At 58.8% G+C, this 16399-nt stretch carries 15 protein-coding genes; 3 read left to right on the plus strand and 12 right to left on the minus strand.

The genetic code is table 11. From position 1 onward, the window contains the following. Positions 1 to 8: 8 nt before the first annotated feature. The 8 genes from RLO149_RS10425 to RLO149_RS10460 form a co-directional block, all read right to left on the minus strand. Complete coding sequence (locus RLO149_RS10425; protein WP_013962051.1) at positions 9 to 500, minus strand: GNAT family N-acetyltransferase; 492 nt, start codon at positions 498 to 500, stop codon at positions 9 to 11. After that, positions 487 to 1413 (minus strand): 3,5-dioxohexanoate:acetyl-CoA acetone transferase, encoded by a 927-nt coding sequence (gene kce / locus RLO149_RS10430; protein WP_013962052.1) that lies wholly within the window; start codon positions 1411 to 1413, stop codon positions 487 to 489. The genes RLO149_RS10425 and kce overlap by 14 nt, the downstream gene beginning before the upstream one ends. Continuing rightward, positions 1414 to 2745, minus strand: coding sequence for an aminotransferase family protein (locus tag RLO149_RS10435; RefSeq protein WP_013962053.1), 1332 nt, complete (start codon positions 2743 to 2745; stop codon positions 1414 to 1416). Beyond that, the gene (locus RLO149_RS10440) at positions 2745 to 3458 is read right to left on the minus strand and encodes an ABC transporter ATP-binding protein (protein ID WP_013962054.1); all 714 of its coding nucleotides are present in this window, start codon (positions 3456 to 3458) and stop codon (positions 2745 to 2747) included. Before RLO149_RS10440 ends, RLO149_RS10435 begins: the two co-directional genes overlap by 1 nt. After that, positions 3455 to 4189 carry an ABC transporter ATP-binding protein gene (locus RLO149_RS10445; RefSeq protein WP_013962055.1) on the minus strand — a complete coding sequence of 245 codons (735 nt, stop codon included), beginning with the start codon at positions 4187 to 4189 and terminating at the stop codon, positions 3455 to 3457. The genes RLO149_RS10440 and RLO149_RS10445 overlap by 4 nt, the downstream gene beginning before the upstream one ends. Further along, positions 4186 to 5382, minus strand: a complete 1197-nt coding sequence (locus RLO149_RS10450; protein ID WP_013962056.1) for a branched-chain amino acid ABC transporter permease — start codon at positions 5380 to 5382, stop codon at positions 4186 to 4188. Before RLO149_RS10450 ends, RLO149_RS10445 begins: the two co-directional genes overlap by 4 nt. Before the next feature lies 1 nt (position 5383). Next, the gene (locus RLO149_RS10455) at positions 5384 to 6655 is read right to left on the minus strand and encodes a branched-chain amino acid ABC transporter permease (RefSeq protein WP_013962057.1); all 1272 of its coding nucleotides are present in this window, start codon (positions 6653 to 6655) and stop codon (positions 5384 to 5386) included. A 91-nt stretch (positions 6656 to 6746) separates the two neighbouring features. Then, on the minus strand, positions 6747 to 7991 hold the full coding sequence (locus RLO149_RS10460) for an ABC transporter substrate-binding protein (protein ID WP_013962058.1): 1245 nt from the start codon (positions 7989 to 7991) through the stop codon (positions 6747 to 6749). Positions 7992 to 8261: 270 nt separating this feature from the next. On the opposite strand from RLO149_RS10460, the gene RLO149_RS10465 reads away from it, so the two are divergent. Both RLO149_RS10465 and RLO149_RS10470 read left to right on the plus strand, forming a co-directional pair. After that, a complete protein-coding gene (locus RLO149_RS10465) occupies positions 8262 to 9335 on the plus strand; it encodes a GlxA family transcriptional regulator (protein ID WP_052304797.1) in 1074 nt (357 codons plus the stop codon). Between the two features lie 187 nt (positions 9336 to 9522). Then, a complete protein-coding gene (locus RLO149_RS10470) occupies positions 9523 to 10278 on the plus strand; it encodes an SDR family NAD(P)-dependent oxidoreductase (RefSeq protein ID WP_013962060.1) in 756 nt (251 codons plus the stop codon). A 68-nt stretch (positions 10279 to 10346) separates the two neighbouring features. Here RLO149_RS10470 and RLO149_RS10475 read toward each other — a convergent pair whose 3' ends face one another. After that, the gene (locus tag RLO149_RS10475; RefSeq protein ID WP_013962061.1) at positions 10347 to 11711 is read right to left on the minus strand and encodes an aspartate aminotransferase family protein; all 1365 of its coding nucleotides are present in this window, start codon (positions 11709 to 11711) and stop codon (positions 10347 to 10349) included. Between the two features lie 120 nt (positions 11712 to 11831). Here RLO149_RS10475 and pobA point away from each other — a divergent pair, with 120 nt between their 5' ends. Beyond that, positions 11832 to 13007, plus strand: a complete 1176-nt coding sequence (gene pobA / locus RLO149_RS10480; protein ID WP_044025630.1) for a 4-hydroxybenzoate 3-monooxygenase — start codon at positions 11832 to 11834, stop codon at positions 13005 to 13007. Here pobA and RLO149_RS10485 read toward each other — a convergent pair. The 3 genes from RLO149_RS10485 to dctP all read right to left on the minus strand — a co-directional run bounded on the left by RLO149_RS10485 (position 13004) and on the right by dctP (position 16120). Then, positions 13004 to 14404: a TRAP transporter large permease gene (locus tag RLO149_RS10485; RefSeq protein WP_013962063.1), complete on the minus strand. Its 1401-nt coding sequence runs from the start codon at positions 14402 to 14404 to the stop codon at positions 13004 to 13006. The genes pobA and RLO149_RS10485 overlap by 4 nt on opposite strands. Beyond that, positions 14404 to 15033 carry a TRAP transporter small permease subunit gene (locus RLO149_RS10490; RefSeq protein ID WP_013962064.1) on the minus strand — a complete coding sequence of 210 codons (630 nt, stop codon included), beginning with the start codon at positions 15031 to 15033 and terminating at the stop codon, positions 14404 to 14406. The genes RLO149_RS10485 and RLO149_RS10490 overlap by 1 nt, the downstream gene beginning before the upstream one ends. A gap of 70 nt (positions 15034 to 15103) precedes the next feature. Beyond that, positions 15104 to 16120: a TRAP transporter substrate-binding protein DctP gene (gene dctP / locus RLO149_RS10495; protein WP_013962065.1), complete on the minus strand. Its 1017-nt coding sequence runs from the start codon at positions 16118 to 16120 to the stop codon at positions 15104 to 15106. Positions 16121 to 16399: the final 279 nt, after the last annotated feature.

Consider the following 16399-nt stretch of genomic DNA (forward strand, 5'->3'; position numbering starts at 1 on the left):
GGACACGGTCATTCCGCGCCCTCTTGCAAGGCGGCAACGCGCGTGCCGGGGAGAAAAGCGCTCAGGTCTTTTTCGTTCAGGGCAAACCCAAGTCTGTCATAAAAAGCGCGCGCCGGCGCATTGTCGCGATAGACCGTTAGCCTCAGCCCGGTCGTTTGCCAGCGTCTGGACCCCTCGATGGAGGCTGCCACCAGCAAGCGTTTGCCAACGGCCTGCTGGCGCGCGGATACGTCCACCCAAAGGTCCGATACATATAAAGCGGGCCCGCCGCCCATCGTGCTGAACAAAGGCGCTGCCAACACCGCACCGGACACGCGGTCGCCCTGCCGGGCCAGCAACGCCAAGGCAAAGCTGTCTGGACCAAAAAGCGCCTTTGATATATCATCCGGTGTGGCCTTGAACGGATCATCCAAATCCCGCGCCAGAGCTTTCAAAGCCCGCATCAGGGCAGATACATCCTCAGTGCCAACAGTCTGAATGCGCAGATCAGAAGCGCACATGCGCAACGCCCTTCAGCCCAAGTAACTCACGCGTTTGAGCCGGGTTTGCGACCGTGCGGCCCACCCCTTCCACGAGGCTCCTGATCTTGGCGACCTGTTCTGCGTTGGATTTGGCGAGAACTCCTTTGGCGATATAGAGGTTATCTTCCAATCCGACACGCACGTGCCCGCCCATGCCCGCCGCCATGACCGCCAGCGGCATTTGCGCCCGACCTGCGGCGAGAACCGAAAACTGGTAATCATCCCCGAAATACTGATCGGCCAGCCGTTTCATATGCGTCAGGTTTTCCGCCGTTGCCGCCATCCCCCCCAAGACGCCAAACACGAATTGCAAAAAGATCGGTGTCTTGACCAACCCACGATCCACGAAGTGTTTGAGCATGGTCAGATGCCCTGTATCGTAGCATTCAAATTCGAACCTTGCGCCGCGCTCATCGCCCATACGGGTCAGTACGGCCTCGATATCGCGGGGGGTGTTCTTGAACACCAGATCGTCGGAGTTTTCCAAGAACGGTTTTTCCCAGTCGAATTTCCAAGTCTCATAGCGCGCTGCCATCGGATACAGTGCAAAATTCATCGTGCCCATGTTCAGCGAACACATCTCAGGCTCTGCTGCTAACGGGGCCTCCAGTCGCTGATCCAGCGTCATGATCGCACTGCCGCCGGTGGTCAGGTTCACCACCGCATCGCAGCGTGCCTTGATGTCCGGCAGAAAGGCCATGAAATGCGCCGCCTGCGCTGAGGGGTGCCCGTTTTCAGGATCGCGCGCATGCAGATGCAGGATCGAGGCCCCGGCCTCGGCGGCCCCGACGGCCTGATCCGCGATATCCTCGGGCCGATAGGGCAAGGCGTCTGACATGGTCGGCGTGTGGATGGAGCCTGTAACGGCGCAACTGATGATGATGCGGGACATTCAGAGCCTGCTTTCTGCGATGAAGGTATCAAGCGAGCGGGTCAGCTTTTCCATGATCTCGTCTATATTGGCATCCGTAGCGATCATCGGCGGGGCCAGCAGAAAATGATCGCCCGCATGACCGCCGCGAGACCGTCGCGCATAGATGATCAGCCCGTTTTCATAGGCGATTTCGACCAGACGGTCATAGGCATTCAACCCTGCGGGCAGCGGTGCCATCGTCGTGCGGTCCGAGACCAGTTCAAACGCCTGCAACAACCCGGTGCCGCGTACGTCGCCCACGATCTCATAACGCTGCATCAACGCGCGCAGCCTTGTGCCGAGTCGCGTGCCCACCGTGACGGCAGTGTCCATCATGCCTTGCCGCTCGATCTCGTCCAGTACCGCCAGCCCTGCAGCACAGGCCAGCGGGTTGCCGCCATAGGTAAAGCCGTGCAGGTAGTTGGCAGCGCCGACGACAGCCCCGGCAATCGGCGCGCGCAGGATGACCGCCCCCAGCGGCATGTATCCCGCGCCGAACCCTTTGGACAGGGTGATCATGTCAGGCACCACGCCCCAGAGGTCACCGGCGAAAAACGTCCCAACACGCCCCCCGCCCGAGATCACCTCATCATGGATCAGCAACACACCGTAACGGTCGCAGATATCGCGGATGCGGGCCATATATCCCGCAGGCGGCACCAAAGCGCCCGTCGACGCCCCGCCAATGGGTTCGACGATAAAGGCGAGCACGGTTTCGGGCCCTTCGGCAAGGATGCTGTGTTCCAACATGTCAGCGTAATGATGCCCGGTCGCGGGGTCATCCATGTCCAGCCCGTCAAGATAGGCACGCGGCGCGGGGATTTTCGGCATCTGCACCATCATCGGATCAAACGGTGCCGTCATCGGCGCATAGCCCGTGACAGACAAGGCACCGAGCGTGCAACCATGATAGGCGGGATACCGGGAAATCACCTTCCAGCGCTGTGCCTCGCCCATGGCCAGCGCATGGGCGCGGGCCAGTTTCATCGCACTTTCCACTGCCTCAGACCCGCCGGAGGTGTAAAACACCTGATCCAGATTGCCGGGAGCGATTTCCGCCAAACGGGTCGCAAGATGCTCTGCCGGGTTGGTTTCGAAATGCAGCCGCATGGCAAAGGTCGAGGCCCGCATCTGATCCTGCATCGCCGCCAGAACGGCGGCATTGCCATGCCCGATGTTGCAGGTCATCGGACCGGACGATCCATCCAGATACCGCTTGCCGGTGTCATCCCAAAGATACACACCCTCGGCCCGCACCATGCGCGCTTTGCGTCGGCTTGCCCCCCAAAAGAGATTGCTCGGCTTACTCATCACGCCACCCAGAACGCCTTTTCCAGATCGGTGAAATCCGCGGCCGGGCCCTCAAACTTGTTGCGCCCAAGCTCAAGCACATAGACGTAATCCGCGATCTTGAGCGCCTGACGGATTTCCTGATCGACCAGCAGGATGGTCAGGTTCTCCTTTTTCAGATCGATCAGCATGTCATAGACTTCGCGCGCCAGCATCTTGGACAGACCAGCCGTGGGTTCATCCACCAGCAACATGCGCGGCTCCGCCATCAGGGTGCGCCCGATCTCAACCATGCGCTGTTGCCCGCCGGATAGCTCGCCGGTCACCTGCTTGCGCTTGTCGCGCAAGGCGGGAAAGCGGTCGTAGTTCTGTTCGATCTTGTCGCGCACCTGCTTGGCATCGCGGCGAAAGGTCCAGCCGCCCAGTTCGAGGTTTTCCTCAACCGTCATGTCCTTGAACACACCCGGTTGCTGCGGAATATAGGCCAGACCGGAGCGGATTTTCTGATAGGGCGGGATGTTCAGGATGCTTTTGCCCTCTAGCAGGATATCTCCTTGGTTTGGCTGCAAAAACCCGAAAGCGGCCTTGAGCGCTGTGGATTTTCCGACGCCATTGGCGCCCAGAATGGTGGTGATCTGCCCCCGGCGCGCTTTGATATCCAGATCAGACAGGATGTTGAGGTCGCTGTAGTACCCCACGCTCAGGTTCTTCATTTCAAGCACGGCATCGCTCATGCGGCATCCTCGTCATCTGTGCCGAGGTAAGCCTTGATCACCTCCGGGTCGTTCTTGACATCATCGGGTTTGCCATCAGCGATCAGATCACCGAAATTCAACACCAGCAAGCGTTCCGACAGCGCGAAAATCGCGTCCATCTGGTGCGAGATCAGCACGATGGCTTTGCCCGCCGCCTGCATGCGCCGGATGTAAGCATAGATCACCTCCATCAGTTTGGGGTGCACACCTGCGAAAGGCTCATCCAGAATGATGACATCCGGGTCCAGCATCAGCAGCCGCCCCAGTTCCAGCAGTTTTTGCTGCCCGCCCGACAGCGCCTGTGCGTATTCATTGCGCAAATGATCAATCGTCAGGAATTCCAGCACCTCATCAGCCTTGGCTGTCAGCGCACGACCCTGCGCCATATGCCCCATGGCGAGCGACGGCACATAGAGGTTTTCCAACACCGTCATGCGGCGAAACGACCGCGTCACCTGAAATGTGCGGCCAAGACCCGCACGCGCCACCTCGAACGGGTGCATCTGGTCGATCCGCTGATCGTTGAGGTACACCGTGCCGCTGCTGGGCTTGATGGCGCCATCAAGGATATTGGTCATCGTCGTCTTGCCCGCGCCATTCGGCCCAAGCACCCCGATCAGTTCCGGCCCGTTGATTTCAAAGTTGACGCCCTTGAGCACGTGATTGCCCCCGAAGCGTTTGTGCAGATTTGAGACCTTGAGATGGATCATGATGCCGGTGCCCCCGTCTTGCGCTTGGCCACGGTTTCTTCGGCCATGCCGGAGCGGTAGAAATAGGCGATGATGGGCGCGATCAGCCCGTTTCGGAAAAACCGAAGGGTGATCATCAGCAGTATGCCAAAGAAGACCAACCGCCAGACGGTCATGTCGACCTCAACACCGCCAATCGTAAAGCTGGTGCGCAAAAGCTCCAACAGGATTTGCAGAAAGATCGCGCCAAGCGCCGCCGCGACAAAGTTCTCGACCCCGCCGATCACCGCCATGGCAACCACGAGCGACATCTGCAACAGGAACATCAGGTTCGGCGTCACGATCTGCACGTAATGCGCCTGTACCGCCCCTGCCGCTGCCGCCATGGCCGTGGTGATGGTAAAGACGTAGACCTTGTAACGCGTGGTATTCACGCCAAGCGCGGCGGCGGCATCCTGATCCTCGCGCAGTGCCCGCACAAACAGACCAAAGCGCGAGCGCGCAAGCCACGCCAGCAAGGCAAGGCACAACACCAAGAGCCCCAGCATGATATAATAGGGCGGGATCTTGTCCGTTTTATCGAAGGTGGTGCCCATCAGGCTCACGCCGTTTTCAAAAAGCGCAGGCAGTTCCAAACCGGCCTGTCCCCGGGTGATGTCAATCTCAGCCGAAATCACTGCCTTGACGATCTCGGAAAAGCCCAGCGTGAACAGTGCCAGATAGGCCGCCCGCAACCGCAGCACCAAAAGCCCCACCAACAGGCCGGACAGACCACCCGCCATGGTGCCAAGGATGATGCCCATCAGTACCGGCATGGGCCGCACGCTGACGCTATCGCCCCAGACGGCCACCGCCTGCGCCAGACAATCCTGATCCAGTGTGGTCGAGGTCACCCCGATGGCGTTCTTGATCACAAAGTAATTCCCGAAGAACGCGAATTCTGTACATATTCCAGTGGGTTCCGAGGTGATATAAAAGTAATGGCAGAACAGCGCCGTACCATACGCGCCGATCCCCATGAAGGCCATATGCCCAAAGGAAAACTGCCCGGCATAGCCCGCCAGCATCGACCAGCTGGAGGCAAGGATCGCGTAAAAGAACGCCGTGATCAGCACATGCATCACGTAGTCGTAGTTGCCGCCAGAATAGACCAGCGGAAACAGCGCGAAAAAGCCAAGCAGCAACACGCCTGCGATATTGGGAACCTGCCGCATATCAGCCCCCTTGCCCATGTGTGCCGGAGGCAAAGCGCCGCCCGAACAGACCCGTGGGTCTGAGCAACAAGGTCAGCGTCAGCACGATCATCCCATAGGCCGGAATATAGGACGCGGCCTTTTGTGCATCCGGCACACATCCGGTGCCCGCCGCCTCCACCAGCCCTACGATGATACCGCCAAAGAACGCACCGGGCAGCGAGCCAAGCCCGCCCAGCACGACAATCACGAAAGATCGCATCGCCGGGATCGCACCCACCTGCGGCAGCCATGAAAACGCCTGCACCAGCAGCGCCCCGGCAAGGGCGGCGATCATCCCCCCCAGCGCAAAGGCCAGCATGTTCATGCGGTTGGGATCAATCCCTGCGATGGCGGCGGCGTCCCGGTCCTGACTGACCGCACGCAGCGCTTTACCCGTCCATGTGCGGTGCAGCAGATACAAGAGCGCCAAGAGCACGAGGATACAGGTGATCGCCGCAACAAACCGCGGGTTCGAAATCGAAATCGTCTCGAACAGTGTGAGGTTGCCCCGGCTGGTCTTGATCCAGAGCGGGTCCGCATCTTCGGGCCAGCGGATGCGCGGAAAGTCGATGAAACGCGAGGCTTTGACCGGGCTGGCCCCATGCACGGCCTGAACGAAATACTGCAGCGTGAAGGCCAGACCGAATGTGGCGAGGATACCGTATTCAACGGGTCGATCCACCTTGCCCTTATACATCGGCGTCAACATGGCACGCTCAAAAACAGCGCCAAGGCAAAAGGCAATGAAACAGGCCCCAAGCACCCCCAGCAAGGGGCTGACCCCCGGGAACCACACCGCCGTGATGTAATAGACCAGCATGCCCCCGATCATGTAAAACTCACCATGCGCAAAGCTGACGACCCCGAGGATCGAGAAGATCAGCGTCAACCCCAGCGCCATGAACCCGTAAATGATTCCGATGATCAGCCCGTTGGAAATCTGGCTGGCCACAAACGACCCGTTGGCCACGCAGTTGTTCTGCGGATCGGCAAAAGAAAACGCTGCAGCGATCAACACGACCGCCAGAATGCCGAAGGTCGTGGTCACCCGCCCGGTCAGATTGGGCGTGTTGATCCACAGCAAGGCCACGCCGACCGGCCCCATCGCCGCGCCCGACATCGCCCCCGCAAAGGAGGCATTCGTCGTATCCAGATCACGGGCAAAATAGCGACGGCGCAAGATCACGCTGCCCAGAACGCCCCAGACGATCATCCAAAGAATGACGCCCCAGAAAATGGCCGGTGTTTCCACGATTGTCCCCCGTGCTGCCCCGCTGCTGTCCGGGGTCTTGCGGTTTTGTCTGTCAGCCGGGCACTCAAGTCGCGCCCGGCCGGGTCCCTGTTTACTCGTTCACGATGACCGGCTCGGCCGTTTTGTAAGCATCCGGATAGACAATCGCCGCGTCAGTCGATGACTGGCCCTCTTCCTGATACTGGATCATCGTCAGCGCCGGGTCGGGCCACTGGTGCCACCACTCATCCCCTTTACCGTCCTCGCTGGGGTCTTTCTGGCTGCCATAGGGGAAATAGATTTTGCCCAAGGTGCCTTCGTGTTCGATGGATTCAAGCGCTGTGACGATCGCATCGCCCCCTGTTTCGCCGGCCTCATTCATGGCCTGTGCAAGGATCGCGATGGAATCGTAAGCCTCCATCGCATAGCTTTCCACATCGGACTTGCCGGTCTTTTCCTTGTAAGCCGCAGCAAAGACGCGACCTTTTTCGGTGAATTCGGATTCCGGAACACCGATGCGCTGAACAAAGGCATATTGCCCATCCGGCACATTGGTCCAATAGGCCCCGGATTCAAGCGCGTCCTGACCGGTCACAAAAGGCAGATCAAGCGGGCCAACCCCGGCATCGGCCGCCTGCTGGGTGAAGTTATAGGCCGCCTCGCCCGTGACCAGCGTGATGATCATATCGGGGTTTTCCGCCTTGATCCGCTCCACGATGCCTGCGTAGTCCTGCGTGCCGATATCCACCGAGAAAATGGTGCTTTCCACGCCGCCGCTTTCCAGCCCCTTAGCCGTTTCCTGGCTTGCCGGGATCCCGTAATCCGTGTTTTCCGTCAAAATAACCACTTTGCCGATATCCGGCAGGGTCAGCGCAAATTGCCAGATCGTGGCCGAGGCCCAAGATGACAGGGGCGCGATGCGAAAGATGTATTTTTGCTTGTCCCCGGTGATCGTGTCATTCCATGTTTCGGCAAAGACCACGGGAATGCCGCGCGCGTTCGCCACGTCCTTGGAAGCCACCCCGACCGAGCTGTGATACCCGCCGCCGACGGCCACGACGCCGTCCTGCGTGATCAGCCGTTCCATCACGGCAATAGCGCGTTCGGGCAGACCTTCGCTGTCGCCGATGACCACGTCGATATCGCAGCCCAGCACGCCACCGGCTGCGTTGATGTCAGCTTCTGCGATCAGCATCGCATCGCGCATCGCCTCCCCGCCTACGACCGTGCCGGGTGCCGACAGAGGCGCCAGCGCTCCGATTTTGATAGGGCAGTCCTGAGCGAAGGCCGACCCCGCAGCCAGAGCCAACGCGCCGACGGACGCCAGCAGAACGCGCCTTTGTAAAGTTGCTTTCATAGTGAAACTCCTTTGTTGGATGTCCGGTACGAACGACCGGTTATGATGTTGTCTAAACACTTCATTCCGAGCATCCGGAGAGGTGACTTGGGTTTCGAACACATGCGCAAGCTCTTGGAAGGTGCTGAAAACACCCTGAAAATACGCGACTGCACCACCCGGACCACTGACAACCCCCCAGATTGACACTCAAACTGTGCGGCGGCTATGACACCCTGTCTTTCGCTTATCCGCCATTGTTATCTGAAAACGGACTCGCTACGGTTTATTATGACTTTTGCGCAGACCCCTGCTCGTAAAACTGGCAACGGTGCATCTGATACGCTGCCCAAACCGGACGGGTCTGCACGCAATATCCACGCATCGCCCTTACGGGTCGGCATTGTTCTGTGGCCGTCGTTTCCGATGATGTCGCTGGCAGGTATTGTGGAGAGCCTGCGTCATGCCGGGGATCACGGCGACGCCTCGCATCCGCGCTATGCGCGGTGGGATGTGCTGGGCGCGCCGGGCAGTCGCGCCATGTCAAGTTGCGGCATCCCGGTAGAGGCAACGACGCCTTACGGGCAGCCAGAGGCGTTTGACTACATATTTGTGATTGGCGGGCTTTTGCGGGATCTGCCCAACGTGCCTGACGGGCACCGCAATTTTCTGCGCGCGGCGGGCCGGGCGGGATCGGTGATCATTGGCGTATGTACCGGCATTTTCGTGCTGGCACGCGAGGGGTTGCTGGAGGGCAAAACGGTCTGCGTACATCCCTATCACCAAACCGATTTCGAGACAGCGTTTCCGCACCTGAGGCCCGTGTTTGACAAGGATTATGTGAGTGCTGGAAATATCATCACCGTTCTGGGCGGCGTGTCGATCCTCGCGCTCACCGCCCGCATCATTCAGGAGCATTTCGGCCCCGACAGATCCGCCAAGATGATCCACCAGATGACATTGCCCGCTGTTGCAGGGATCAGCCCGGCCCATTGGGCCCCGGCACTGACAAATCTGACCATAACCGACCCGCGCATCCAAAACGCGGTTGTGACGCTGGACGCGCAAGCCACCACCAACCCCAGCATTTCGCAGCTTGCCAGGTCTTTGGGGTTGAGCGAGCGGCATTTCCTACGCTTGTTTCGCCAGCAGGTCGGGCGTTCCCCCAAAGACTACCTCGTCGACATCAAGCTGCGCGCCGCTGTTTGGATGCTCAGGCAGACCACGCGATCGGTGACGTCTGTGGCCTATGCAGCCGGGTTTTCGAGCGGTGCGAACCTCGCTGATCATTGTCAGAAAAGGCTGGGCGCAACCCCTACACAACTTCGGCGCGGTCACGACGACCTGTCCGTATCAAGGCACTGAGGCCCGCCCTGTTCAACGATGCGCGAGATAGTGCATGATCATTTGCATCCCATGTTGATGCGTGCAAGCTAGCGGGGTCAGGGGGCAAGAGAATGCAGTTTGAAAACCCCTCGTGACGATAGTGCTGACCCGTTGAGGCATAGACCGTCACACACCCGCCGCTTGCCGGCATAGGGAGGACCACAACATGAACAGTTTTGAGCCGACAGCAAAACCCATCGTCGCCGTTACAGGGGCCAGTCGCGGTATTGGACACGCCATCGTCAAGAAGTTCTACGATGATGGGTGGGATGTGCTGACACTGGCGCGGACACCCTTTAGCCAGGTGTGCCCCTGGGCAGAAGGCATCGTGCACCACATTGAAACGGACCTGTCTGAAGAAGCGTCGGTCCGTGCGGCCGCGATGAACCTGCGGGAACGCCTGGCTGGCCGTGGGCTGGACGCGCTGGTGAACAACGCCGGGATTTCGCCCAAAGATGATACAGGTGGGCGTTTGCTGGCCACGCAAACCGAGATTGAGGTTTTTCGCAAGGTCGAGATGGTCAACCTGATCGCACCGCTCATTCTGGTACGGGAACTCCTTGATCCGTTGATGCAGGCGGGCGGCGCGGTCGTGAACGTGTCCTCGATTGCCGCCACGCAAGTGCACCCCTTCGCAGGCGCGGCCTATGCCATTTCCAAGGCGGGTCTGTCCGCCCTGACACGCGAACTGGCGCATGAGTTGGCCGCAAAGGGTGTGCGGGTCAATGCCGTCTCGCCCGGCGAGATCGAGACCTCGATCCTGTCACCGGGCACCAGCGAAGTCGTTAGCCGCGATGTGCCCATGAAAAGGCTCGGTCATCCCGGTGAGGTCGCGGATGTGGTGGCTTTTCTGTGTTCAAAGAAATCTTCTTACGTCAACGGCGCCGAAATCCCGATCAATGGCGGGCAACATCTGGCATAAAGCGCGCGACAGCGCCCACAGAGCAAACGTATCGCGCAACAGGCCTGCAACACTGCAAGCTCACCGTCTCACACCAGCTCGCGCGTAAGGGTTTCGAGGCTCTTCTCTACAATTCCCAGCATGTCGGACACCTGCGCCTCAGTGATAATCAAAGGCGGGCAAAAGCCCACCGCGTCGATCATGTTGCGCGATATCAGCCCGTTGCTGTGAAAAATTCGGTTCATGTGCGCGCCAAGAGCCCCCGGCGCACGCGCATCGCCCTGCCGCTCTGGCGCGATGATCTCAAGCGCTGCGATCAGGCCCACACCCCGGGCTTCGCCCACCAGCGGATGCGCCGCCAGTTCGCCAAGACCCGCCTGCAACTGCGCTCCGCGTTCTGCGGCGTTGCCCACGAGGTCGCGCTCTTCGATGATCTTCAGGTTTTCCAGTGCGACCGCCGCGCCCACGGGATGCGCGCTCCCGGTATAGCCATGCCCCAGAATACCAATGCGGTTTCCCTCATCTGCAATCGGTTCATACACCCGCTCATTTATCATGAACGCCGAGAACGGGAAATAAGACGAGGTGAGTTGCTTGGACATGGTCATGATGTCCGGTTTGATGTCGTAGGTGTTTGATCCGAACATCTTGCCCGTCCGGCCAAAGGCGCAGATGACCTCATCCGCGATCAGCAAAATGTCATATTTCGCCAGAACCGCCTGTATCTTTTGCCAATAGGTCGCCGGTGGCACCACAACGCCCCCCGCCCCCATGACCGGTTCGGCAATAAAGGCGGCGATGGTATCGGGCCCTTCAGCTTGGATCATCGCATCCAGATCTTCGGCACAGCGGGTCGCGAATGCCTCTTCGCTTTCGCCGTCCCGCCCTTCTTTCCAGTAATGCGGGCAGGTCGTATGCAACACGCCCTCAATCGGCAGATCAAACGAGCGGTGATTGTTCGGCAACCCGGTCATGGACGCCGACGCGATGGTCACGCCGTGATAACCGCGCAGGCGCGAAATCACTTTCTTCTTCTCAGGCTTGCCAAGCGCGTTCGAGCGAAACCAGATCATCTTGAGGATCGTGTCATTCGCTTCGGAGCCTGAGTTGGTAAAGTGGACCTTGCTCATCTGGACCGGGGCCATGTCAATCAGCCGCTCTGCCAGATCAATCGCAGGCCCGTGGGATTTATGCGAAAAGCTGTGATAATACGGTAGTTTACGCAACTGGTTTTGTGCGGCATCAATCAAGCGGCTTTCGTTGAACCCGACCGCAACACTCCACAAACCAGCCATCCCTTCGATGTAGCGCTTGCCTTGGGTGTCAAAGACATAGACCCCCTCGCCCCGGTCGATCACCATCGGGCCCTGCTCTTCATGTGCTCTGGGGTTGGTGTAGCCGTGCAGGTGATAAGCCACGTCGCGGGCTTCCATCGAATTGGGGCGCATTTCCATATGGCTCAACCTTTTCTACATCAGATGAAATCAAAGGCCAAAGACTCAAGATGCTCCAACCTGTTCCAATCATTGCTAGCGGTTCGCGGGCGGGTATGGCAACAGGTTATCATGAATAACATGCGCACACAGGTGGTGATCATTGGCGGCGGGCCATCGGGCCTTTTGCTGGCACAACTGCTGCACGGGCGCGGCATCGACAGCATTGTTCTGGAGCGCCGGACCCGCGCACATGTGTTGAGCCGCATTCGTGCAGGCGTGCTGGAAACCGGGTTACTTGACCTTTTGGAACAGGCCGACGCCGGGACGCGTATGCGACAAGAAGGTATGCCGCATGACGGAACACTGATCACCTATGGCGACGAAGCCTTTCGCATTGATTTTGCCGAACTCACCGGCAAATCCGTTATGGTTTACGGGCAAACCGAAGTGACGCGCGACCTTTATGCCGCGCGGGACAAAACCGGCGGACAAAGCGAGTTCGAAGTCGACGAGGTTCAGATTGAAGGGGCTGACAGCGATGCCCCGGCGGTCACCTATCTGCAATCGGGCGTGCAAAACCGCATTGCGTGTGATTTCGTCGCCGGATGTGATGGGTTTCACGGCATCAGCCGCAAAAGCATCCCCGGGGCCACCCAACGGTCTTATGAAAAAGTATATCCGTTTGGCTGGTTGGGTATCCTCAGCGAAACGCCACCTGTGAGTGATGAGCTGATCTATGCCAATTCTGATCGCGGCTTTGCGCTGTGTTCGATGCGCAACCCGACCTTATCGCGCTATTACATTCAATGTGATGCGGGCGATCATATCGACAACTGGAGCGATGACGCCTTCTGGACAGAACTCAAGCGGCGTATTCCGGCGGAACAGGCCGCCAATCTGATCACCGGCCCGTCGATTGAAAAATCCATCGCGCCCCTGCGCTCTTTCGTGACGGAACCGATGCAATGGGGGCGGTTGTTTTTATGTGGTGATGCGGCGCATATCGTGCCGCCCACCGGGGCGAAGGGGCTGAATACCGCAGCCTCAGATGTGCACTATCTGTTTTCCGCGCTGACCCGTTGGTATCAGCACAATGACGCGGATGCCGTGGCGCAGTATTCGCACCGTGCGTTGGCACGGGTCTGGAAGGCGGAGCGGTTCAGCTGGTGGTTTTCAAAACTTATGCACCGCTTTCCGCATCACTCGGGCTTTGATTTGCGGATGCAGAGGGCTGAGATTGAATTTCTGCGCAGCAATGAAGCTGCGCAGAAGGCCATGGCCGAAAACTACGTGGGCTTGCCCTACGAGGGCTAACCCGCCAGCATCGGCAAGAACAAAACGATACCCGGAAAAGACACCAGCAACGCGATGGTTACAGCGTCGGCCAGAAAGAACGGCGTCACGCCTTTGAACACGTCCTGCACATTCAGATCATCGCGCACCCCGGCAACCACGAAACAGTTCAGACCGATGGGCGGCGTGATCAGACAGAACTCCGCCATTTTGACGACCAGAATGCCGAACCAGATCGCACACATGGGACCCGACATCCCGAAAGCACTGTCCGCAGCGGTCACGTATTCACCACCATTCAGCGCCATAACTGCCGGGTACACCACCGGCAGCGTCAACAGAAGCATGCCAATCGCATCCATGAACATGCCCAACACGGCATAGGCCAACAGGATGCACACAAGGATCAGCATGGGCGACATGTCCAAAGCAGTTATCCAGTTTGCAAAGGCTTCCGGCAATTCTGCAAAGCCCAGAAAGCGGACGTAGATCAACACCCCCCAGATGATCGAAAAGATCATCACGGTGAGTTTCGCGGTATCCAGCAAGGCTGTTTTCAGCTGCGACCAGCGCATGCCCCGGTAAAGGGCCATCAGGAAGATGATGAAAGCGCCGATAGCCCCCCCTTCGGTCGGGGTGCCCCAGGCATCTCCGAAAGGGTTGTAGACAAAAAAGACGATGATCACGACCACCGCCACAATGGGCAAGGCCGGCGGCAGCGATTCAAACCGTTCGCGCCAAGTGAACCCGCTGACCGGCGGCCCGACGGTTTTAAAAATAACCGCAATCCCGATGATCAGGGCCGCATAGACCAAGGCCGAGAACATGCCGGGGATAAACCCCGCGAGCAGCAACATGCCCACGTCCTGCTCCACGATGATGGCATAGATCACCAGAATGGCCGATGGCGGGATCAGCGAGGCCAGCGTGCCACCGGCAGCCACGACGCCCGCCGCAAATTGTTTATTATACCCGATCTTGAGCATTTCGGGGATGGCGATACGGGCAAAGACCGCCGCCGTCGCCACCGATGCACCCGACACGGCGGCAAAGCCGGCGGTGGCGAACACCGTCGAAACCGCAAGCCCACCGGGCACCCAGGCGATCCAGCGTTTACAGGCGGTAAACAAGGCCGTGGTCAGTTTAGCGTGATAGGCCAGATAGCCGATCATGATGAACACGGGGATCAGGCTCAACACCTGCGCCGACACTTTGGAATGCGGCGTGAGGCCCGCGATCTTGACGCTGATCTCCACCGCTTTCCAGAACCGTTCAGGGTCATAATCAAAACCGTTCCAGCGCAGCCAGACCAGCCCCACGAACCCGGCCAGACCCGCCGCAAAGGCCACGCGCATGCCGAGGATCACAAAGACCAGCAGCCCGCCGCTGACCCACAGCCCGATATCAATAGGTTCCATCAGTCGGCCCCTTCCAGCGCTTCGGCCTCGATACGGGCCTGCTCGGCAATGGTCAGGTTCAGCGGGACCGCGACGGGGTTTTCAAGCCCCAGCACCAAAGCACGCCCATAGCCCCAGGTTTGCAGCAGCAAGCGCAGCACCAGCACCCCAAAGGCGATGGGTACAACTAGCTTGGATGGCCACAGCGGGATGCCCACATCAATCGAGCTGTCCCGGCTGCACAGCGGGCGCGCACAATCAAAGGAGCGGTCAAAATGATTCCATGCCCCCCATGCCAGCGCGACAATCAACACAAGGATCAACAGGACCGAAATCAGTTCAAAAAGCCATAATACGCGCCCCTTGAGCGCCCCCACCAACATGTCCATGCGCACATGTGTCCCGTCACGCTGCACGTAAGAGACGCCCATAATCGCAATGATCGGCATCATGGCTTCGATGTAATCCACATAGCCCGCCATGGGTGAGCTGAAGAACTTGCGCCCCGTAACGGAGTAGACCGCCAGAAACATCAGCGAGAATATGGCAAGACCACTCAGCAGTGCGCAGAAACGCTCAAGCGGTAAAAGTGCGCGGTCCAGTCGGCTCAGCAGACTGGAATCTTCGAGCACCGCAGCAGAACCTGCCATCGCCCACCTCCCGTTATGTTTGGAAAATCAGGAAAAATGGGCCGCCTCGGATGAAGCGACCCAAATCAGTTTAGCTACCGCCCTTGGCTTCTGCCAATGTGCTGACGACAAGGTCATACAGCTCTTGTCCGGGCAGGCCTTGCGCTTCCATTTCCGCGATCCACGCTTCATGGTTTGGCGTGCCCGCTTTGGCTTGGAAAGCCGCAATCACGTCCGGAGCAATCTCGACTTTCTGCACTTCTTTTTCCGCGAGAACCGAATCCCAACGCTCCAGAAGCTCAGCGTAGTTCGAGAGATAGAAATCGATCGCTTCGCCCACCGAGGAATCCAGCGCGTCACGATGCGCATCCGACAATGACTCATAAGCGTCGATGTTCACCACCACCGGGCAGTTCACCGTGCCGGGGTTGAGGTTCGCCGTCCACCAATCCGCCTGATTGATCGTGCCAAAGCTCAGATGCGCGTGCTGGGCAAAAGCGACCGTGTCCACCACGCCCCCTTGCATCGCCTGATAGGCCTCGGTTGCCGTCACGGATGTCGGCACCGCACCAACCGTCTTGAACGCTTCACCAAGACCACCTGTTGCACGCACGCGCATGCCTTCGAACTCAGCAAGTTCGTCGCGCGGCTCGCCGGTTCCAACGATGTTATACTGCGGCATCGGCGAGGTCATGAGCAGCTTGGCGTTCCATTGCGCCATCTCTTCGGTTGCCGCCGGGTGTGCGTAGACCGCATTGGCCACCGCGACCTCCTGCTCAAGGTTCTCAACGCCGAGGAAGGGCAATTCAAGCACGGTGATCACCCGGTTTTTATCCGGATGATAGCCCGCACAGAACTGCGCCATTTCAAACGCGCCGATCGAGATTCCGTCAAGGTTCTCGCGGTTTTTCGACAAGCCGCCGTAGCTGACATTCATGGTGAATTCGCCACCTGTCTTTTCCGCAACAAGTTCGGCCAGTTTTTCAACATGTTCTGTGAACGCGCGACGTTTGCCCCAGACCGACACATTCCATTCCCTGGCAGCTGCCTCGGACACAAATGCAAAACTGATGGCAGCAACGGCCGCCCCACTTAGGTATTTATTCATGATATTTCTCCCTGGTTGCCCGTATTATTCAGAACGGATTGCGGCAAACCTACTCAACGGCGGTAAGACTGCCAAGCCCCCTTTGAAAGCCCGCCCCTGAGCAATCAGACAGCGCGGATATATTTCCGATGTCCGCACCCCGACAGATATATTCGTGAAAGCAGAGTACCCGGAAGTGCAGCCACCAACCCAATGCACAGCAAAGATTGAGATCAAAGCTCCAAAAACCACCTAACCTGTTGGTTAGACTTATATTTTACCGCTTTATCCAAAAGCAAA

Origin of the sequence: Roseobacter litoralis Och 149 (genome assembly GCF_000154785.2) — a bacterium.
Lineage (GTDB): Bacteria > Pseudomonadota > Alphaproteobacteria > Rhodobacterales > Rhodobacteraceae > Roseobacter > Roseobacter litoralis.